Source organism: Microcoleus sp. B3-D2, assembly GCF_036705345.1.
GTDB lineage: Bacteria > Cyanobacteriota > Cyanobacteriia > Cyanobacteriales > Microcoleaceae > Microcoleus.
Window position 1 is genome coordinate 32,633 of record NZ_JAUBUG010000035.1, and the last position, 19,349, is coordinate 51,981.

Genomic DNA, 19,349 nt, shown 5'->3' on the forward strand with positions numbered 1-19,349 from the left:
TTTCGTAAAAAAACCCGGTTTCTGGGCCCCCTGCGTAAGTCCTATAAAATAGATCTAAAATAGAAATTGATGCTACTAGCAATGGAGTCATCCCCATGACCGCAACAATTCCGACTAAAACCTCAGCAGAAATCATCTACCCAGACAGCGACGGAAAACCCATGTCTGACAATACCAAACAGTTTGAACTAATTGTCACCATTCAAGGCGGAATAGATGCCTTATACAAAGACAACGAAAATGTCTTTGTAGCCGGTGATTTGCTGTGGTATCCCGTGGAAGGCGATAACAAAACTCGCCAAGCACCTGATACGATGGTAGTGTTTGGCAGACCGAAAGGTTACAGAGGTTCCTACCAACAGTGGCTTGAAGATAATATCGCCCCGCAAGTTGTCTTTGAAATCCTCTCGCCGGGAAATCGAATCGGAGCACTGTTTAAGCTGTTTAATTTCTACCAGGATTATGGAGTCGAAGAATATTATGTCTACAGTCCAGAGGATAATGAATTAATTGGTTGGCTGCGTTCTGATGGAAAACTCAACTATATTGAATTAATGGATGGTTGGGTGAGTCCGCGTTTGCAGATCCGTTTTCAAACTGAATCGGGAGACTTGGAAATTTATCGGCCTGATGGACAGAAGTTTTTGTCTTATGTGGAGTTGTCAAGACAACAAGAATCAGCACAGCGACAAATGGAAATAACACAGCAACAAATGGAACAAGAACGGCAAGATAAAGAGTTAGCACAGCAAAAAGCCGATCGCCTATCCGAGAAATTGCGAGAAATGGGCATCAATCCCGACGAAATTTGAACAAAAAAGACCGGGCGGTTAAAACCGGGTTATTTTCTTCCGTCCGCAGAGGCGGATATCGTTTGTATAGGCGCGATTTCAATCGCCGTCTTATCTTTGTTTGTATAGATGCGATTTCAATCGCCGTGATTTCTATTTTTTATTTTCAATCCTCAAACAACCTATAATAACTTGACCTATTAGCAAGCCGCCATGCAAAATCCCCGCCAAATAGCCTTTCTCGCACTCCGCGAAGTCCACCGCCGCGGTGCATTCGCAGATGCCGCACTCGATCGCGCTTTCGGCAATTCTCAACTCAACGACCTCGATCGGCGTTTAGTCACAGAATTAGTTTACGGTAGCGTCAGGAGAATGCGATCGATCGACTTCATCATCGACAAACTAGCAACAAAGAAATCCTCCCAACAACCGCCAGAACTCCGCACCATCCTACATTTAGGCTTATATCAACTCGAATATCTCAACCAGATTCCCCCCTCCGCCGCCGTCAACACCACCGTTCAACTAGCAAAAGAAAACGGATTTTCAGGACTCAGCAGTTTTGTCAACGGTTTGTTGCGCCAATACATCCGTTTAACAGATAACAACTTAAACCCATTAACAGTTACGAATTATAAATCAACCGTCGAGCGCCTAGGAATTCTGCACAGCTTCCCCGAATGGCTGGTAAAATTGTGGATCGAACAAATAGGCGAAACCGAAACCGAACAACTCTGTGAATGGTTCAACCAATCCCCCACGATTGACCTGAGAATCAATCCTTTAAAAAGCTCGATCGCCCAAATCGAAACTGCCTTCAAAACCCACAATATCTCAACTAGCAGAATCCCCAACTTGCCCCAAGCTTTAAGACTAAATGGCAGCATCGGCGCAATTCAAAACCTCCCCGGATATAGCGAAGGTTGGTGGACAATCCAAGACAGCAGCGCTCAATTAGTCACCCATTTACTAGGGCCTCAGCCAGGGGAAACTATCATCGACGCCTGCGCCGCGCCGGGGGGAAAAACCACCCACAGCGCCGAATTAATGCAGGATGAAGGCACAATTTATGCCTGCGACAAAACCGCCAGCAGACTCAAAAAACTTAAAGAAAATGCAGACAGACTCCAGATGAAATCCATTAAAATTCATACCGGAGACAGCCGCCATTTCCCAGAGTTTGTTAACCTTGCAGACAGAGTTTTACTAGACGCACCTTGTTCTGGCCTCGGAACCCTCCACCGCCGCGCCGACGCCCGCTGGCATCACACGTCCGAAAACATTCAACAACAATCTCAACTGCAATCGGAATTGTTAGCAAATGCAGCGACATTTGTCAAGCCCGGCGGCGTATTAGTTTATGCAACTTGCACAATTCATCCCTTGGAAAATGAAACAGTTATTCGATCGTTCTTAGACAGCAATCCTCACTGGCAAATAGAACTGCCAACAATTGATTTACCCGTACAGCCATCACCCGAAGGATGGGTGAAAGTTTGGCCCCACAGACATCACATGGACGGCTTTTTTATGGTGAGGCTAAAGCACTTGAAAAATCAGTAAACTCCTTACTCCAAACCGATAGCTTAATATCCCGGTTCTTGATAAGCAGGTTCTTCATAAGCAGGCTCTTGATAAGCAGGTTCTTGATAAGCAGGTTCTTGATAAGCAGGCTCTTGATAAGCAGGCTCTTGCGGTGGGTAATACTTCGGTTCAGGATTAGGATTGTAAGGCACGATCGCACCATCCTCATTCACAATCATCCCCCGAATAATCCTCTTAGGCTCCACCGGTTTGGGCTTAATACTGCCTTTGCGGCCCTCCAACTCCGGCAACTTCGGAAACTTCTCTACCGGCATTCCCTTAACAGCTTGACTCATAAAATCACGCCAATTGTAAGCCGCCGTACCGCTAGTTCCCCAGGTGGGATAATTGTCATCATTCCCCAACCAAACGCCAGTCACCACCTGCGGAATGTAACCAATAAACCACAAATCCCGCACGTTTTCCGAAGTACCAGTTTTGCCTGCTACAGCGCGATCGTTTAAAGCAGCAGGCCCCCCCGTACCGTCTTGCACAACGCCCTCCAACATCCAAGTAGTAATCGCAGCACTATCCTTATCCAAAACCCGCTTCGGTTTAAAATTAGCCTGATAAATCACATCTCCCCGCTGATTAATCACCCGCTTAATTCCGTGGGCTTCAATAAAATTCCCTTGCGAGGCTAAAGTACCGTAAGCATTGGTTAACTCCAGCAAATTCACCTCCGAAGAACCCAAAGCCAGCGAATAAATCGGACTCAATTTCGACTTAATTCCCATATCGTGGGCTAATTTGATCGCCGGTTCAAAGCCCACATCCATCAACACCTTCACAGCTACGACATTCACCGAACGCGTCAAAGCATCAGACATCGATCGCCAACCGCTAAATTTTTTGCCATAATTATTCGGTTGATAGCCGTCGATAATAATTGGTTCGTCTTCGTAACCGTCATAGGGAGAAAAACCAGCCGCCATCGCCGCGGCATAAACCAACCCTTTAAACGTCGATCCTGGCTGCCGCAAAGCCTGCGTAGCGCGATTAAATTGACTTTCCTTAAAATTTCCACCTCCTACCAGGGCTTTAACTTCCCCAGTCTTAGTGTCCATAGAAACTAAAGCGGCCTGTTCAAAACCCTGACGGCTGCCATCAACTTCGATCGCATTTTTAACAACCTGTTCCGCTATTTTCTGCCACTTCAAATCCACCGTCGTCTCAACAGTCAAACCGCCAGCTTCCAAAGCATCCTGAGAAACATAGCGCGGCAATTCCTTCCGAATGTAACTAGCAAAATAAGGCGCGACTACTTTAAATCGCTTCGGCGCACTTGGTTTAACCGCAATAGGTTGCGCCATCGCCTGCTTCGCCTCAGCCTCTGTAATTACCTTCGCTTCCTGCATTTGTTGCAGCACAAGATTGCGGCGTTTCTTAGCAATATCCGGATTAACCAAAGGCGAATATTCGCTCGGTGCAGGCGGCAAACCCGCCAAAGTTGCCATCTCTGCCAAAGTTAATTTATCGACTGTTTTGCTAAAGAAAACCCAAGCCGCATCTGCCACCCCGTAAGCATCCGAACCCAAATAAACCAGATTTAAATACCGTTCTAAAACTTGGTCTTTACTCAACTCTCGCTCTATTTTCTGAGCTAAAAGAGCTTCCCGGACTTTCCGCCTAATACTTCTTTCCTGATTAAGAAAAACAACGCGAGCCAATTGTTGCGTAATTGTACTGCCACCCTGCACTACATCTCTTTCTATCAAATTAGAAACAATGGAGCGCACAATACCTTGATAATCCACCCCGCGATGTTTGTAAAAACGGCGGTCTTCTATGGCAATAAAAGCTTTAACCAACTGTTCGGGAATTTCTTTAAGTTTCAGTTTATCTCTAGTTGCAGGCCCCGACTGCAACAAAATCGTATTATCTGCTGCCTTAATTGTCAGCGTTCCGTCGCGGTTAAAGGCTGACAAATCGTTAACATCCGGCAAACCTTTGTCTAAGGCGTACAAAATCCATAAACCGTAGATTAAAGCGCCCCCGCCTATACTGACAACACCTAAACTTATCCAAAATCTAGGGCGGCGGGAGATCCGTTTTTTAGTATTTTCCTGCGGTGCCCTATTTTCCTGCGGTGTGCTAATTTCCTGGGGTGCGCTAATTTCCTGGGGTGCGCTAATTTCCTGTAGTTCCGTATGTCTCTGCAGTTCGGTGTTCTGCGAGGCCCTCTTTTCCGGCAATTTGCTACGATCGGATTTTTGGGGTGATTTAGTTCCCCCCAAACTTAATCCCGGCCGCAGCAATTCTTTTCCCTTGGTTTGCAAGCTAGTAACTTGAGGTTCAATTTCCAACCAAGCGATTAAGCGCTTCAACCCTTCCCAATCGCGCTTGACTATTGGATATCGAGCGTATTCTGGCTCTAAATATTCTGAGTCAGAATATTCTGACTCCAAATATTCTGAGTCTAAATATTCTGACTCTTCTAGAGGTGCAGCATCTTCTGATACCACATACTCCGCTCGCTCATCCCTTGTCCGTGTAGAAAATTCCGCCTCCGATTCCGGCGAGTTGAGCTTATTACCCTTCGCAGCCTTCGGCGGTTCTCGATCGGAATTACCGCTTATTGCGTTAGTGACTTTGCTCAATGTATCTTTGATATTTGAGAAAAATTCTGCCACGTTCAGACCTTCAAACCTCATCAAGTCCGATTAAAAATTAAAAATTAAAAAAGCTAGCCTTTTTAAATTCTTAATTTTTAATTCGACATTTTTTCTTGAATAACACGCTGCCTTGAATTAGATTTTTTGAATTAAAAAGTTTTTAATTCACAACTCAAAATTCAAAACTTTTCTTAACGCTGCAGAGATTGGTATTTTCTTGAGAAGTGAATTAGATTTTTTGAATTCAAAATTTTTTAACTCAAACCTCAAAACTCTGCTTAACTCGCATGACCCAGTGCCAAGGCTGCTACCAGCATACCCAAAACCAGGAAAGGCTGAGCACTTGCCTGATATTTAACATCATTTTCCAGGGGATTACGCAAAAAGTACATATCCTGAAAAGTAATTTGGGGAATTATCAGCAGCAGCAGAATGACAGCGTAAAGGTTTTGGTGGATGCTGATCAGGTAGCCTGCAATCCCAGCTTGAAAGATGTCGATCATTAACACGCAAATCCAAGCTGCTGTGCTGATGCCAAACATCACTGGCAAAGATTTTAACCCTAATTGCCGATCGCCTTCGACACTTTTGAAATCATTGACGATCGCAATTCCCAGCCCTGCCAAACTGTAAAACAGGGTCAAAATCATAATTGTGGGATCTAGTGTACCAAACAAAGCTTGACCAGCCCACCAAGGCAGGGCAATGTAACTAGCACCCAGGGCATAATTTCCCAACCAGCCATTCTGCTTGAGTTTCAGCGGGGGCGCAGAGTAGATATAAGCTAGAAACGCGCCGCCGAGAGTCAAAACAGTCATTATCGGGAATTCATGACCCGCCCACAAGTCTAGAGCATAAGCCACCCCAATCCCAGCGGCTAATAATACCAAAATTTGCGTTACTACTTGGGGAATCGAGATGATACCGGAGGGAATTGGACGGTAGGGCTCGTTAATGGCGTCGATGTCGCGATCGTAAAAATCGTTCAAAGTTTGAGTGTACCCGGTCAGCAACGGCCCTGACATCAACATACAAGCTGCTGCGATCAAGAAATTCTCTAGGTTCCAAACATAGTTTCCAGAAGACGCAGCCCCGCACACCACGCCCCAAATTAAGGGAATCCAGGTAATCGGTTTCATCAATTGCAAGCGAATCTTCCAGATAGAAGTTTCCCCGCTAGCGGCCCCTTTCATGCCCAACAGTTGCCTAGTTTTGGCACTGCGGTTTTCGGTAGCAGCACTTTCTGGTGCAGCTTCTGGGGAGATTTGGGATGGAGGAGAGTCAGACATAATTTGATGTTAGCGGTACTGCTACTATTGTGTCGTTTTGCATTTCAATAATAATTCAGATAGCTTACCACTGATATTTAAGGTAGATTCTTGAAAACTTACCCTGGCTTGGAGTTGATGCTAGGGAAAAGTAGGAGTTTCACAATATACTGAAATATCATTTTTTTGTGTAAATGTCAAGAGGTTGACACTCTCCGGGCTAAAGCCACAGAGATTCTTTGATCTACGAGTCAATTTGCTGAGACAGGATTTCTCCAGCCAAAGTAGAGATTGATTCTCCCAAAGCGTTACTTGCATCAAGTGCAAAGGTTCCGGTATGCCCTACCGTACCCAATCCTCGACTTAGGATGTTTTTGGCTGCATTGAAATCTCTCTCCAAGGTACACCCGCACTTGCAGACGTGCGTTCTTGTGGACAGCGTTTTCTTAACAACTTCTCCGCAGTTAGAGCATTCTTGGCTGGTATATTGCGGATTTACCGCAACCGTTACCCGCTCAAATACTTTTCCAAAATATTCAAGCCAGATGCGGAACTGATACCAAGATGCGTCGTTAATAGACTTAGCTAAGCAATGATTTTGCACCATATTCTTGATTCTCAAATCTTCGTAGGCTATCAAGTCGCTTGACTGAACTACGCACCGTGCAAGTTTTATTGCATGATCTTTGCGTTGTCTACTTATTTTGAGATGCTGCTTACCTAAAATCTGTCTAGCTTTGCCTCTATTTTTGGAACCTTTAGTTTTTCTGGATACGCGACGCTGACAACGCTTGAGAACTTTTTCACCTTTTCTCAGGAATCTAGGATTTTCCACCGTAACTCCGTTTGAATCGGTGTAATATTCTTTTAACCCAACGTCTAGTCCGATGGTATTGCCAGAGGGTTCCGTGTTTTCCTTTCTATCGACATCGATACAGAATTGGACGTATACACCGTCTGCACGTTTTACTAATCGAACCCGTTTAATTTGGTTGATTTGGTAGAAGTGCAGATCGCGTGTACCTTTTAGCTTGAGCTTGCCAATTCCTTTTTTGTCGCTAAAGTTAATCGATTTCCTGTCGTCGGCAAGTTTCCAGCCAGTCGATTTATACTCGACAGAACGACAGTCTTTTTGGAATTTTGGATACCCTTTTTTGCCGGGAGTTCCTTTTTTACAGTTGTCGTAGAATCGGGAGATAGCAGACCAAGCACGTTCGGCGCTAGCTTGCCTAGCTTGCGAATTGAGTTCATCAGCAAACGGAAACGATGCTGCCAATACCGCACAGTATTTGTTCAAATCGTACTTGTTCACTTTTTTGTTGTCGATCCAATAGCGTAAACAACTATTGCGAACAAACTGGGCAGTGCGAATTGCTTCGTCTACTGCCGTGAACTGGCTTGATTTTCCGTAAGCTTTGAACTCGAAGACTAGCATTGTTTTACCTCCCACCTTATGCTACATCATCTGGCACAAAGTAAGAGGTGGTACAACAAAAATTTACATAAAAGTCGTCCTAGAAGGACGGGGTTTTAAACCCAGTTTTTTGATAATTGCGGAAACGTCTCTACAAGCAATCCAGTTTCATCCCTTGCTTGTTCTGCTCCATCCGCATAGCATTCAGCCAACACCTCTTCAAGATAGGGTTTGAGACTGGGGGAATCTTTCAAAGTTTTGCGAAGGCGTCTGCGATATTCGACAATGCTGCCTTTCCAACTACCGCCCATCGGAGGTAATCTGTATCATACACTTCTTCTCGGTCAACTTCTAATTTTGTTGTCATAATTTGTTCGTACTAACAACTGCAAATTAACAAATATGGCGATAGGAATCAAAAGGCAGTCCTGTCCGCCGCTTGACTTCGACAACGGATTTGTAAGCGCCTTTTCTCTGCCTTTCTCTAACTATTTTTTCCGCCACAGTCCGATCTAAACCGCTGGCGATCAACTCTTCCGGCGAAAGAATGTTTAACCGTTTCCAAGTAAACTGCAATTCTTTTTGATAATTGTAGCTGAAGCAAATCATCGGGGCGATTCGTCTGACGTGGCTTTCGGGAACTCCGGCTATTTCTGATAACTCTTCGGCGTGGGTAAAAATGTAGCCTTCGTTTTGCAAAGATTCAATATCGTTGGCGTAGACGATCGGCAAACCCAAGATTCTGACCATATCGTCTTTGGTACACTCGTTAATATCTATTTTGCCGCGCACGTTTGCTAGTTCTTCGGCATTCGTCGCAGTTGCAGGAACCAGTATGCCTCTGGGTGCGGTTTTGATCAGATAGCGCTTTTTCAAACTAAAAGCAGTAACAATTTGAGCAATCCACACGATCGTACCCAAATTAGTTGAAGAAGATACCGCTAGTGCTGCTAAAGTAATTGCAACACCCCATCCCATCCAACTACGAATATTTGACTTTTGGCCTGCATAGGCGATCGCCAACCCGCCGAAGTAGGGAATAAAAGAATACCACACCCAGTTTGGAGTTTGACGCAGCCAGTATAAATCTTGAGACACTTTAATTTTATCCTTAAATAGTTGTGTTCTCACACTTTCTTATGTCACTCCCACTTTTTTAAGAGTGGGCTTTCTTCTTCCTTCTTCCTTCTTCCTTCTTCCTTCTTTTTTCTTTTTTCTTCCTTCTTCCTTCTTAATTACAATTCTCGCAGCAATTTTTGGCGTTTTTCTTCATATTCTTCGGCGGTAATTGCGCCCATATCGTAAAGTTTTTTCAATTCGCCGATCGCCCCAGTAACATCTTTTGCCGCTCTGAGGGCATACCCAGACGGCAAACTTCCGCCATTGTACTGTACCTGAAAAGCTTGTTCCGACATCAGCAGCAGACCGATAAAATCGAAAAATGCGATCACTGACGGAATTAATGTCCAAGAAAATAGCAAGTATAATACCCCTGCTAAGTTATTCCCCAAATAAAATTTGTGAACTCCGAAACCTCCAACAAAGAAAGCTAACACAACTGCTACGCTTTTATCTTTTACCATTTTTACTTTCCCCATTTTTTTTATTTTAACTTTCGCGCTCGACCTTTAACTCTCGACATTTAACGAGCTAGCTAAGTAATCTTACTAATTTTTACTCATTTATTTGGGTTTTTGCGAAACTTAGACATCGCAAAATACAGCAGAACTATACCGACTTGAGCCTGTAGAATCACCAAGTAGCCTCTCAAGAAATAATTGAGTTCGCTGCCTGAATTGAAAGAAAATATTAAAAGACCTAAGGCTGCGTAGGGTGCGAAACGCATCCAACTCGGCGTTCCCTCTAACTTGCGGCTGTTCAAATTGCTCATTGGGTTTAAGCCTCATCCTAAATTAAAATTTAGCTATAAATTAGCCGGATTGTCAACTTCCGTTTGGTGCGATCGCCCGGGTCAGCCTCTCAATCATCAGCGGACAAGATATTACTTCCATGTTAAACCAAGTTTTTCCGCTAAAATAAGCGACCCGGGGCCCGTCGATCTGGATCTGTTGCTGATATTACAGATTAGGGTGAAGCCGCCCCTAATGAAATTCCGGTTATTTTACCGGACTACATATCAGGGGCGCACCGAACACCCTAGTGCTGTTTTTGGCAAGAGTCGATCGCCCTGACGATCGCTGTCAAAAAAACTCGGTTAATTCACAATTATTAACAACCGCCCGAATTAACTCGCGCCGCCGCCCAAAAGAAACAGACTCAGGAGAGTACCGCTGTTCCAAAGACTGTGGAGAAGCATAGGAGCAAGGAGATTGCGCGAGCGCGTATACACAAACCCCAAAACCGCACCCAAAGTCGCCAAAGGCAGAATCTCAGAGACACTCAAGTGAGCCACCGCAAACAAGAAAGCAGAAGCTGCGATCGCCCCCCAAACAGGCAAATAGCGAGTCAGGGAAGGCAGCAGAAAGCCTCGAAACACGATTTCCTCAAAAACCGGAGCGGCGATCGCAGCAGTGCCGAAAAACACCACCAAAGCCACGTTGTCCCTACCTTCAAGAACGATCGGTAAAATCGGATTACTGCCACCTTGTCCCTGCCAAAATTGCTGATTGATCAGCGACACCAAAACTACCAAAGGCAAAGCCACAAAATAGCCGCCAAATCCCCACAAAAACCAACTTCCCCGCCAATTAATCCGAAACCAACTTTCCGGCAAAGGCAAAAAAGACTTGACCGAAAAATACAGTACCGAAAGCCCCCCACCCGACAGCAACAAATAAGTAGCAAAGATATAAAAAGCCTTTTCGCGCGGGTCAAAAGTAGCTGGATTGAGTTTTAAAACAGCCAGAGAAACAGGCAGCAACAAATAGGGAATCAAGATTTGCCCGACAAAGAAAAAGCCGACCACAAGCACCTGCCAAACAATCTCGCCGTCCCAAGGCACATCCCAAGTCAAGCTCGCATTTCGCGCCAACACCGGGCCGGAACCTGCTGTATCTAACTGCTTCCGCTGCAACAACCACTGCACGGTCAAACCAACCAGCAAAACCGTGCCAATACAAAGTGCGATCGCCGGAACGCCAACTATAATTGCCAACTTTTCTACAGCTTGCTCAGCCATTACTTGCTCTGCTGCTTGCAGCGCCGCCAGCTCTTTAGAACGTTCTTGCAGCTTGTAAAGTTGAGCTAGAGCGCGATAGCGAAACCAGCCATCCAAAGACTTTTGAATGCGCGGCTCGGCATCCGGCAGCAGTTGAGCCGGATTGCTCCAAATTCCAGTTAAAACTTGAGCAGTTACCACCGAAGAATCGTAATCTATTTGAGTTTTGTAGCGCTCAACTAAATTTGTCCAAGTTTGGAGAGCCGCCTCAGTTTTGCCACTGCTTGCCTGCAAAATTCCCAAGCGCAACTCAAGTTCGTTTAGCACCACTAACTGTTGATCGATAGACTCTGACAAAGCCTTGTTTTGAGCCAAATTCAGAGTATTATCAGCCGACTTGGAGGCGATAGCAGACTCAATTACTTTAAATTGTGATTGAGTTGTTTCGAGAGTTTTGCGAGTCGAGTCTCGCGCTTCTTTATATTGTGTCAAAGCCGTATTTAAAGGATCTGCACCGACAATATTGTTGCGCGCCGAACTTAAATTAGCACTCTGATTATTTTCTCCTTGCCACTCCGAGGCGTGCAGCAGCAAATTTGTCTGGTAGAGTTCCAGCCGGCTTTGAATTTGCGGCTGATTCCAACTAGCAAGTAAAGATAAACCGACCATGGCGATCGCGATCGCCGTTAAAATACCTAAAATAACCCGCTTCAGTGTCATTCCTGCTTTTCCGTCCCGCGCGAATCCGTGGCTAAATCTTTTCCGTCTTTAATCATAGGTCGTTGCAGACGAGAGTATCCCGACAACTGGTAAAATTTCACTGGCTCATCTTTTTGACTCGCCTCAACAAGACTTACGCCACAAATCCTCGCTCCGCCATGTATACATAAGGTTCACACCTTAGCCCAACGGTGCTTATGGCGCACCCTACACGAGTAGTGCGGCATAAACACCCGCGATGTATGAGGTAATATCCGCACGGCGCAACCGCAGCGGGGTAGCAGGCTAAATCTAAAATCTAAAATCTAAAATCTAAAATCGAATGACTCGCATTATCTTAGTCCGTCACGGCAAAAGTACCTACAATCAAGAACGCCGCATCCAAGGCCGCCTGGATAAATCGATTTTGACAGAAGCAGGCCGCAACACCGCCCTGCAAGTAGGCGACACACTCAGCAGTATCGCCTTTGATGCCGCCTATACCAGTCCCCTGCAACGAGCAAAAGAAACAGCGGAAATCATCCTGTCGCGCTTGACAAATCCCCCACAACTCCAGCCAACTGATAATTTGATGGAAATCGATTTGCCTCTGTGGGAAGGAATGCTGCGCCAAGATGCGATCGACAAATTCCCCGAAGCATATCAGCAGTGGCAAAAACAGCCAGACAAATTTTCCATGAAACTGCCATCTGCTGACGGAGAAATCGAACACTTTCCCGTATTGGCAATTTTTGCTAACGCCCGACACTTTTGGCAAGAACTTTTATCGCGCCACCAAGACGGCACAATTCTAGTAATAGGTCACAACGGAATCAACCGGGCTCTCATCGCCACCGCGTCGGAAATTACCCCGGATTACTACCAATCAATTCAACAGTCAAATTGCGGAATTAGCATCATTAATTTTGGAACTTCCCCTGTGAGTAAGGACGAAGCAGGAGAGCCAAAAAAGAAAGTTGCAGTTCAATTAGAGTCGGTGAATTTAACTTCCCATACCGGGGAAATTTTCCCCAAACCGAGGGAGGGACACCAAGGCCCGCGCTTGTTGCTGGTGCGTCACGGCGAAACCGACTGGAATAAAGCAGGTAAATTTCAGGGGCAGATTGACGTGCCTCTCAACGATAACGGCCGCGAACAATCCAGGCGAGCAGCAGAATTTCTCAAGGATGTAAAATTAGATTTTGCGATCAGCAGTTCGATGCTGCGCCCGAAAGAAACTGCGGAAATTATTCTCCAATATCACGGCGGTTTGCAACTGGAACTCCGCGACGAGCTAAGAGAAATCAGCCACGGACTTTGGGAAGGAAAGTTTGAATCGGAAATAGAACAATCCTATCCGGGTTTGCTACAAGAATGGAAAACATCTCCTGAAACAGTGCAAATGCCCGAAGGAGAGAATTTGCAGCACGTTTGGACTCGGGCGATCGCAGCTTGGCGAGAAATAGTACAATCTGTTTCTGGTACTGGGATTGTCGTTGCTCACGATGCCATTAACAAAGCAATTCTCTGCCACCTATTCGGTTTGGAACCCGAACATTTCTGGAAATTCAAACAAGGAAACGGAGCCGTTAGCGTGATTGATTATCCCCACGGCCCCGATGGTTTGCCGGTATTGCAGGCGATGAATGTGACAACTCATTTGAGCGGCGGAGTTTTTGACCAAACAGCCGCAGGAGCACTGTAATGAGTAAAGTGCTGGACGGGAACCCGTAGATGTAGTACCCCTCTGCTGTTTGACGGTTAGGCCTTCGATCCCCCCTAGCCAAGGGCGGGCACGGGGGCACCGCCCCTACGAAGGGGGGAAAAGAAGCCTTCTCAAAATCCCCCTTTTTAAGGGGGATTTAGGGGGATCGAGACTCGTGTCAAAGCGAAATTTATCAAAGCTTTTAGGCCTAAGTTAACACCAGTGCCCACCGCTACGAGTACCCACCTGAAAAATGTTTTAATTTTTATAGCAACTGCCAAGATGGTTAGGACGTTCTTAATTACTAAAACCCTTGCTTTTATTCCTTCTTCCTTCTTCCTTCTTCCTTCTTCCTTCTTCCTTCGTGTCCTTCGCGTCTTCGCGGTTCCATCTTCCATCCGTTACATCCATTACAGAATCCGTTGCCGAACTTTCTTCTTCAATATATTTAAATCTTAAGTTATGAGCCGCGAACTGCTACAAAATGTACGAGTGCTAGATCCAGTTTCAGGGAGCGATCGCATCGCTGATATTCTGATTGCTGAAGGTGATATCAAAGCAGTTGAGGAAAAAATTGCTGAGTTTCCCGCTGACACGGAAGTGCGGGATTGCCAGGGACTGATTTTGGGGCCGGGGTTAACTGATATCTACAGTCACAGCGGAGAACCGGGTTTTGAGGAGCGGGAAACGCTCGAATCTTTGATGCAGGCTGCGGCGGCTGGGGGTTTTACGCGAGTGGCGATTTTGCCGGATACCTCGCCACCTGTTGACAATTTGGCCGGTTTAGCTTTGTTGCAGCAACATATCCGCAATTTGTCGCCCGGGCTGCCCCGCTTGTATTTTTGGGGAGCGCTGACAGCGGGCGTTAAAGGGCAGCAGATGGCAGAGTTGGGCGAGCTGGCCTCCTGTCCAGTGGTGGGTTTTGCGGACGGTTTGCCGCTGTCTAATCCGGCTCTGGTGAGGCGTTTGCTTGAGTATATCCAGCCCTTGGGCAAGTCTGTGGCTTTGTGGCCGTGCGATCGAACTTTGGCAGGAAATGGCGCGGTGAGAGAGGGTGCGATGTCGGTGCGCTTGGGTTTGCCTGGAATTCCGGCGAGTGCGGAAACTGCGTCTTTGGCTGCCATTCTGGAGTTGGTGGCATCTGCGGGCACAGGAGTGCACATTATGCGCGTTTCTACGGCGCGCAGCGTGGAATTGATTCGAGATGCCAAGGCGCGGGGTTTGCCGGTGACTGCGAGTGTGACTTGGATGCACTTGCTGTTGAATGTCGGGGCAATTTCAGGAAACTCTAAAGATTCCGGCGGGAAAAATGCTCTGACTGCTTCGTTGCCCTACGACCCGAATTTACGCCTAGAACCGCCGTTGGGCAATCTCAGCGACCAATTAGCGCTGATTCAAGCTGTGAAAGATGGCGTAATTGATGCGATCGCGATCGACCACAACGCCCATACTTATGAGGAGAAAACTGTGGCTTTTGCTGATAGTCCGCCCGGGGCGATCGGCTTGGAATTAGCTTTGCCTTTACTGTGGCACGGACTGGTAGAAACAGGGGAATTTTCGGCTTTAGAACTGTGGCGAGTTTTGAGCGCAGGCCCTGCCGTTTGTCTCGGACAAACCCCCGCCACGGTTGCACGGGGAGTCTCTGCAGAGCTGATTTTGTTCGACCCGGAAATGAGTTGGACTGTTGACGGGTCAAGTCTGAAGTCACGATCTGCAAATACGCCTTGGTTGGGACAGCAATTAGCGGGAAAAGTTGTACAAAGCTGGATTTATTAATTCTTGCGATTGAAATTCATCTGTTGTAGAACAGGCATCTTGCCTGTTTCTAAAAGTAGAACAGGCAAGATGCCTGTTTCTGCGAATGCTAGATGAGGTGACTCAGAAAAGAAGATATAGCAATTCTCAATAAAATGAGGTACACACCGATCGCAACTGATGCCCTATGCCCTATGCCCTATGCCCGCCAGAGCACCTCATGTTACTGAGAAAGGCTATAAATACATGATTACTGCTTTTGATTCGTGGAATTCCCCACCGCTAGACTTGACATTGGATCTGGGCGAAATTCATGTTTGGCGCGTCTCTCTGGCTCAAACAGAATCTTGCTTGCAGAGTTTACAACAGACTCTCTCTACCGACGAGCGGACAAAAGCTGAGGGTTTTCGGTTTGCAAAAGGTCGATCGCAATTTATTGTGAGTCGTGGCGCGCTGAGAGCGATTCTGAGTCGCTATCTTAACATAAATTCTCACATTTTGCGCTTTGACTACAATCCCTACGGCAAACCCTTCCTCATCGCCGCCCAAGGGGGAAATACCCTGCGTTTCAATTTGTCTCACTCAGGGAACATGGCTCTAATTGCTATTACCAAAAATCGAGATATTGGTGTCGATATTGAAGGTATCAATCCCAAGTTTCCTTGTCTGGAGATTGCTGAAAAGTTTTTTTCACCCTTAGAAAATACTGTGTTGCGTTCGCTCCCAGAACATCTCCAACCCCGCGCTTTTTTCACCTGCTGGACTCGCAAGGAAGCCTATATCAAAGCAGTCGGTAAAGGACTTTCAATTCCCCTGAATCAGTTTGATGTCAGCCTCGCCCCAGGAGAACCAGCAGCGCTGTTAAATGTTGAAGAAAACCCCGACGAAGCATCGAGATGGTCTTTAATTGAATTAATTCCCAGTTCAGATATGGTGGCGGCTGTTGCGGTTGCAGGAGATTGCTGGAAACTTCATTGTTGGGAGTGGACAGGGGAGTTTTGAGTTATACTGAGATGTTGCACCATTATCAATAAGCTTTTTATGAACAGGCAAGATGCCTGTTCCACAAGAAAATTCACTCTTTGTGGAACAGGCATCTTGCCTGTTCTTGAGAATGGTGCAAGATGTGAGTTTATACCCATCGCCCAGGGTAAAAGAGAACGGCAAGGGTCGCTGCAATAGCTCTATTGGTTGCGCCTTCAAGCTATTGCATTGCGCACCCTACACAGACAAATAAGGACACAACATTGTTGTGTCCCTACGTCATATTCGACTGCCACTTGCAACCCTACAACTGATTTAAAAATTTAACCAAATCGATAGCCGAATCCACGTACCGTAATGATATATTCCGGTTGGCCCGGATCTATTTCCAACTTTTCGCGTAGCCAGCGGATGTGAACGTCAACTGTTTTGCTGTCTCCGATAAAATCTTGGCCCCAAATTTTTTCTAGCAACTGATCGCGAGACCAAACTCGCCGGGGATAACTCATAAATAGTTCTAGTAAGCGAAACTGTTTAGGAGAAAATTTCACTTCCAGACCACGAACCAACACGCGGCACTCTTCAGGATACAGAGTTATACTCTTATATTGCAGCGTCCTCGGTTCCGGTAACCTACCGAGGCGCTGGCGCCGCATCAGCGCCCGACAGCGAGCGATAAACTCCCGCATTCCAAAAGGCTTGGTCAGATAATCATCCGATCCGGCTTCTAGATAAAAAGCGCAATTGTTGGCACTTCCTCTAGCACCGATAATCAAAATAGGGACGGGATTTCCTTGATGCCGTAACATTCGACACAGATCCAAACCGTTAATTGAATCCATGATTAACAGGTTAAAGGCCAATTCACCGTGGTATGACGAAGAAGCCTGTACAGAAGGCAGAGCGTTGCGCCCGTCGCTAGTAACCACCACCTCGTAGCCCTGTTCTTTAAGGGCTAAAGCTAGCATTTCCCGCAACAGATCTTCACCTTCCAATAACAAGATACGGCCGGCTTGTCCAACAGCCAACCTTGAAGGACTTTCGCTTAATTCAGCAGAAGACATAAATATCAGTGGGAGTGATGTTTGTATGTGGCTAGCGCGAGGTACCTTCTTCAGTAGCTGAGGAACTCTCGCGCTGCGATCGCTTGTACGATCGCCATTTGTTCGATCGCTTAGAATCCTTCGCCAGTCCATCCCACAGACACGCGCTCGACCTTTGCTACTTGCTCGTGTAAGGAATACAGCCGTACAGCAGTTGCCGGCACCGCGCTGTCTGCCTGCGTCCAGGCCACAGAAGTCTGGTCATTTTTCGGGGTCGGTGTTAATTTCATAAAACATTGCCCGCTGTTAATTGACCACGTAACACCCAATCTAGAGGGATATGCTAGTTATACTACTCTTAAAAGGTTATTAAAAGGTAAAGTTTTGGCCATCAAATGGTTAAATTATTAACGTTAAGTAATATAACGGTAAAGGTGCGATGGGAATGTAGAGCTTTTTTTAAGAATACAATAATAAGTTTGCCGAAATTCCTTTTTCTTCCCCTGCCGGCTACGATCGACGATAGCAAGTAAAAATTCTGTAGACTGCCTATCATGTTGCTGCATTTGAGTACCTGGCCCGAGGTAGAAGCTTATCTCGAAAGCTCCCGAGGCATAATTATCCCGATCGGCTCCACCGAACAGCACGGGCCCACCGGCTTGATCGGGACTGACGCCATTGCTGCCGAGGCGATCGCCCGCGGTGTCGGCGAAGCTGCCAATGCCTTAATCGGCCCGACAATTAATGTCGGGATGGCCTTGCACCACACCAGCTTTCCCGGCACAATCAGCCTGCGACCGCAGACGTTGATACTGGTAATCAGGGACTATATCACATCTTTGGCAAAAGCGGGATTTGAGAAATATTTCTTCATTAACGGTCACGGTGGCAACATTGCGACAATGAAAGCAGCATTTTCCGAGACATACGCCCATTTGTCAGACTTAAATTTACCAAATGCCGATCGAATCCAGTGTCAAATCGGCAATTGGTTCATGTGCGGTTCAGTTTACCAACTAGCAAAAGAATTATACGGAAACCAAGAAGGTTCCCACGCCACCCCCAGCGAAGTCGCCTTAACCCAGTATCTTTATCCAGAAGCAATCAAGCAAGCTCCGCTTTCGGAAGAAGTCGGTTCCGGACACAAAATTTACGGTGCTGCTGACTTCCGCCGCCGATTTCCCGACGGGAGAATGGGTTCAAATCCGGGCTTAGCAACCCCCGAACACGGTCAGCAATTTTACGAATTAGCAGTCAAAGAATTGACTAATAATTATTTGGAGTTTTTAAATTCCGATTAACGTTTTTTATTCTCATTACCAGAAATAGCTTGGCAACGAGTAAAAATGTCAAACTCTTCTATATTTTACCGTTAAGAGTGATTCAGCGACATGATATTTCATGTATCTGAGAAAAGCTATATCTCCCGATTAACCATCGGGAGAATATCAAAATTACTCCACAATCCAAGGAGTTAAACAAGGTGTCCAAGCACTCAATTCTTCTTCCTTGAACCAAAGGCTAATTTCCGCATTGGCAGTTTCCACAGCATCAGAACCATGAATAATATTGCGACCGACATTCACAGCCAAATCGCCGCGAATTGTCCCCGGTTCTGAATTCAGAGGATTTGTTGCGCCAATCATTTTCCTCGCCGAGGCCACAACGCCGTCGCCTTCCCACACCATCGCCACCATCGGCCCGGAAGTGATGAAGTCTACCAGCCCCGCAAAAAAGGGTCTTTCTTTGTGTACGCCATAATGCTGTTCGGCAAGTTCGCGACTCGCCGTCATTAGCTTCATACCAACTAGCTTAAAGCCCTTGGCTTCAAAACGACCGATAATTTCGCCGACGAGTCCGCGCTGTACGCCGTCGGGCTTAATCGCTAAAAAAGTCCGTTCCAAGATTAACTCCTATAATTGTGTTAACTGATCCAAAAGATAGAGTAACTCACAACGCACCTAAAGGCAATTCTGAGAATTGGAAATTGTCATTTGGAGACTTATGGCCGCCGGAAGAAGGAAGAGGGAAGAGGAAAGAGGGAAGAAGCAATAAAACCAAGGGTTAAGGAAACCGGGTTTCTCATAAAATTTTTTGTTGAGCAGCGATGAACATCCGAAGAAACCAGGTTTCGAGACTCCTCTGCGTCTAGGACTGATTTGCAGGGAACATCCCGATTGTGTAAACAGCATTTTTTAGCAGTACGAGCAGAATGCTCACTTGCCTAGATAAGCTAATCAGCCTTTAAATGGCCTTTAAATAAATAATCCAACTCTTGTGGGGTGGCTTGGAGCAACGCCCGAAATATCCAATCTAAATGTAGAACATTTTCTCTCTAGCGAACAAGATGCTCGAACTTCTGGTCTAATATGA

General features: G+C 46.2%; 17 protein-coding genes. 6 read left to right on the top strand and 11 right to left on the bottom strand.

Going from position 1 to position 19,349, the window contains the following annotated elements:
- The first annotated feature begins 95 nt into the window (after positions 1 to 95).
- Complete coding sequence (locus QUB14_RS14900; protein ID WP_333217764.1) at positions 96 to 812, top strand: Uma2 family endonuclease; 717 nt, start codon at positions 96 to 98, stop codon at positions 810 to 812.
- Positions 813 to 1,004: 192 nt separating this feature from the next.
- A complete protein-coding gene (locus tag QUB14_RS14905) occupies positions 1,005 to 2,354 on the top strand; it encodes a 16S rRNA (cytosine(967)-C(5))-methyltransferase (protein ID WP_333217765.1) in 1,350 nt (449 codons plus the stop codon).
- Between the two features lie 23 nt (positions 2,355 to 2,377).
- On the opposite strand, the gene QUB14_RS14910 is transcribed toward QUB14_RS14905, so the two are convergent.
- The 8 genes from QUB14_RS14910 to QUB14_RS14945 all read right to left on the bottom strand — a co-directional run bounded on the left by QUB14_RS14910 (position 2,378) and on the right by QUB14_RS14945 (position 11,510).
- On the bottom strand, positions 2,378 to 5,029 hold the full coding sequence (locus QUB14_RS14910; RefSeq protein ID WP_333217766.1) for a PBP1A family penicillin-binding protein: 2,652 nt from the start codon (positions 5,027 to 5,029) through the stop codon (positions 2,378 to 2,380).
- A gap of 239 nt (positions 5,030 to 5,268) precedes the next feature.
- Positions 5,269 to 6,279 carry a chlorophyll synthase ChlG gene (gene chlG / locus QUB14_RS14915; protein WP_333035306.1) on the bottom strand — a complete coding sequence of 337 codons (1,011 nt, stop codon included), beginning with the start codon at positions 6,277 to 6,279 and terminating at the stop codon, positions 5,269 to 5,271.
- A gap of 223 nt (positions 6,280 to 6,502) precedes the next feature.
- The gene (locus tag QUB14_RS14920; RefSeq protein WP_190738347.1) at positions 6,503 to 7,693 is read right to left on the bottom strand and encodes an RNA-guided endonuclease TnpB family protein; all 1,191 of its coding nucleotides are present in this window, start codon (positions 7,691 to 7,693) and stop codon (positions 6,503 to 6,505) included.
- Positions 7,694 to 7,788: 95 nt separating this feature from the next.
- The gene (locus tag QUB14_RS14925) at positions 7,789 to 7,983 is read right to left on the bottom strand and encodes a DUF29 domain-containing protein (protein ID WP_333217767.1); all 195 of its coding nucleotides are present in this window, start codon (positions 7,981 to 7,983) and stop codon (positions 7,789 to 7,791) included.
- Positions 7,984 to 8,065: 82 nt separating this feature from the next.
- Positions 8,066 to 8,803 carry a helix-hairpin-helix domain-containing protein gene (locus tag QUB14_RS14930; RefSeq protein WP_333217768.1) on the bottom strand — a complete coding sequence of 246 codons (738 nt, stop codon included), beginning with the start codon at positions 8,801 to 8,803 and terminating at the stop codon, positions 8,066 to 8,068.
- Positions 8,804 to 8,907: 104 nt separating this feature from the next.
- Positions 8,908 to 9,255 (bottom strand): NINE protein, encoded by a 348-nt coding sequence (locus QUB14_RS14935; RefSeq protein ID WP_333217769.1) that lies wholly within the window; start codon positions 9,253 to 9,255, stop codon positions 8,908 to 8,910.
- 95 nt (positions 9,256 to 9,350) lie between these two features.
- The gene (locus QUB14_RS14940) at positions 9,351 to 9,563 is read right to left on the bottom strand and encodes a hypothetical protein (RefSeq protein WP_190658705.1); all 213 of its coding nucleotides are present in this window, start codon (positions 9,561 to 9,563) and stop codon (positions 9,351 to 9,353) included.
- Positions 9,564 to 9,917: 354 nt separating this feature from the next.
- Positions 9,918 to 11,510: a type II CAAX endopeptidase family protein gene (locus tag QUB14_RS14945; protein WP_333217770.1), complete on the bottom strand. Its 1,593-nt coding sequence runs from the start codon at positions 11,508 to 11,510 to the stop codon at positions 9,918 to 9,920.
- Positions 11,511 to 11,832: 322 nt separating this feature from the next.
- On the opposite strand from QUB14_RS14945, the gene QUB14_RS14950 reads away from it, so the two are divergent.
- The 3 genes from QUB14_RS14950 (at position 11,833) to QUB14_RS14960 (ending at position 15,951) form a co-directional block, all read left to right on the top strand.
- The gene (locus tag QUB14_RS14950; protein WP_333217771.1) at positions 11,833 to 13,194 is read left to right on the top strand and encodes a histidine phosphatase family protein; all 1,362 of its coding nucleotides are present in this window, start codon (positions 11,833 to 11,835) and stop codon (positions 13,192 to 13,194) included.
- A gap of 462 nt (positions 13,195 to 13,656) precedes the next feature.
- The gene (locus QUB14_RS14955; protein ID WP_333217772.1) at positions 13,657 to 14,970 is read left to right on the top strand and encodes a dihydroorotase; all 1,314 of its coding nucleotides are present in this window, start codon (positions 13,657 to 13,659) and stop codon (positions 14,968 to 14,970) included.
- A gap of 180 nt (positions 14,971 to 15,150) precedes the next feature.
- On the top strand, positions 15,151 to 15,951 hold the full coding sequence (locus QUB14_RS14960) for a 4'-phosphopantetheinyl transferase superfamily protein (protein ID WP_333217773.1): 801 nt from the start codon (positions 15,151 to 15,153) through the stop codon (positions 15,949 to 15,951).
- A 305-nt stretch (positions 15,952 to 16,256) separates the two neighbouring features.
- Here QUB14_RS14960 and QUB14_RS14965 read toward each other — a convergent pair whose 3' ends face one another.
- Entirely contained in the window at positions 16,257 to 16,997 is a 741-nt protein-coding gene (locus tag QUB14_RS14965; protein WP_190658712.1) for a response regulator transcription factor, read from the bottom strand.
- Positions 16,998 to 17,107: 110 nt separating this feature from the next.
- A complete protein-coding gene (locus tag QUB14_RS14970; RefSeq protein WP_333217774.1) occupies positions 17,108 to 17,266 on the bottom strand; it encodes a hypothetical protein in 159 nt (52 codons plus the stop codon).
- 264 nt (positions 17,267 to 17,530) lie between these two features.
- Here QUB14_RS14970 and QUB14_RS14975 point away from each other — a divergent pair, with 264 nt between their 5' ends.
- Positions 17,531 to 18,277, top strand: a complete 747-nt coding sequence (locus QUB14_RS14975; RefSeq protein ID WP_333217775.1) for a creatininase family protein — start codon at positions 17,531 to 17,533, stop codon at positions 18,275 to 18,277.
- A 153-nt stretch (positions 18,278 to 18,430) separates the two neighbouring features.
- On the opposite strand, the gene ndk is transcribed toward QUB14_RS14975, so the two are convergent.
- Complete coding sequence (gene ndk / locus QUB14_RS14980) at positions 18,431 to 18,880, bottom strand: nucleoside-diphosphate kinase (protein ID WP_242720958.1); 450 nt, start codon at positions 18,878 to 18,880, stop codon at positions 18,431 to 18,433.
- Positions 18,881 to 19,349: the final 469 nt, after the last annotated feature.

What these genes read in the sequence shown, in the direction of transcription:
- QUB14_RS14900 (WP_333217764.1), top strand. Translation starts at nt 96, where the DNA reads ATGACCGCAACAATTCCGACTAAAACCTCAGCAGAAATCATCTACCCA.
- QUB14_RS14905 (WP_333217765.1), top strand. Translation starts at nt 1,005, where the DNA reads ATGCAAAATCCCCGCCAAATAGCCTTTCTCGCACTCCGCGAAGTCCAC.
- QUB14_RS14910 (WP_333217766.1), bottom strand. Translation starts at nt 5,029, where the DNA reads ATGAGGTTTGAAGGTCTGAACGTGGCAGAATTTTTCTCAAATATCAAA.
- chlG (WP_333035306.1), bottom strand. Translation starts at nt 6,279, where the DNA reads ATGTCTGACTCTCCTCCATCCCAAATCTCCCCAGAAGCTGCACCAGAA.
- QUB14_RS14920 (WP_190738347.1), bottom strand. Translation starts at nt 7,693, where the DNA reads ATGCTAGTCTTCGAGTTCAAAGCTTACGGAAAATCAAGCCAGTTCACG.
- QUB14_RS14925 (WP_333217767.1), bottom strand. Translation starts at nt 7,983, where the DNA reads ATGGGCGGTAGTTGGAAAGGCAGCATTGTCGAATATCGCAGACGCCTT.
- QUB14_RS14935 (WP_333217769.1), bottom strand. Translation starts at nt 9,255, where the DNA reads ATGGTAAAAGATAAAAGCGTAGCAGTTGTGTTAGCTTTCTTTGTTGGA.
- QUB14_RS14940 (WP_190658705.1), bottom strand. Translation starts at nt 9,563, where the DNA reads ATGAGCAATTTGAACAGCCGCAAGTTAGAGGGAACGCCGAGTTGGATG.
- QUB14_RS14945 (WP_333217770.1), bottom strand. Translation starts at nt 11,510, where the DNA reads ATGACACTGAAGCGGGTTATTTTAGGTATTTTAACGGCGATCGCGATC.
- QUB14_RS14950 (WP_333217771.1), top strand. Translation starts at nt 11,833, where the DNA reads ATGACTCGCATTATCTTAGTCCGTCACGGCAAAAGTACCTACAATCAA.
- QUB14_RS14955 (WP_333217772.1), top strand. Translation starts at nt 13,657, where the DNA reads ATGAGCCGCGAACTGCTACAAAATGTACGAGTGCTAGATCCAGTTTCA.
- QUB14_RS14960 (WP_333217773.1), top strand. Translation starts at nt 15,151, where the DNA reads ATGCCCGCCAGAGCACCTCATGTTACTGAGAAAGGCTATAAATACATG.
- QUB14_RS14965 (WP_190658712.1), bottom strand. Translation starts at nt 16,997, where the DNA reads ATGTCTTCTGCTGAATTAAGCGAAAGTCCTTCAAGGTTGGCTGTTGGA.
- QUB14_RS14970 (WP_333217774.1), bottom strand. Translation starts at nt 17,266, where the DNA reads ATGAAATTAACACCGACCCCGAAAAATGACCAGACTTCTGTGGCCTGG.
- QUB14_RS14975 (WP_333217775.1), top strand. Translation starts at nt 17,531, where the DNA reads ATGTTGCTGCATTTGAGTACCTGGCCCGAGGTAGAAGCTTATCTCGAA.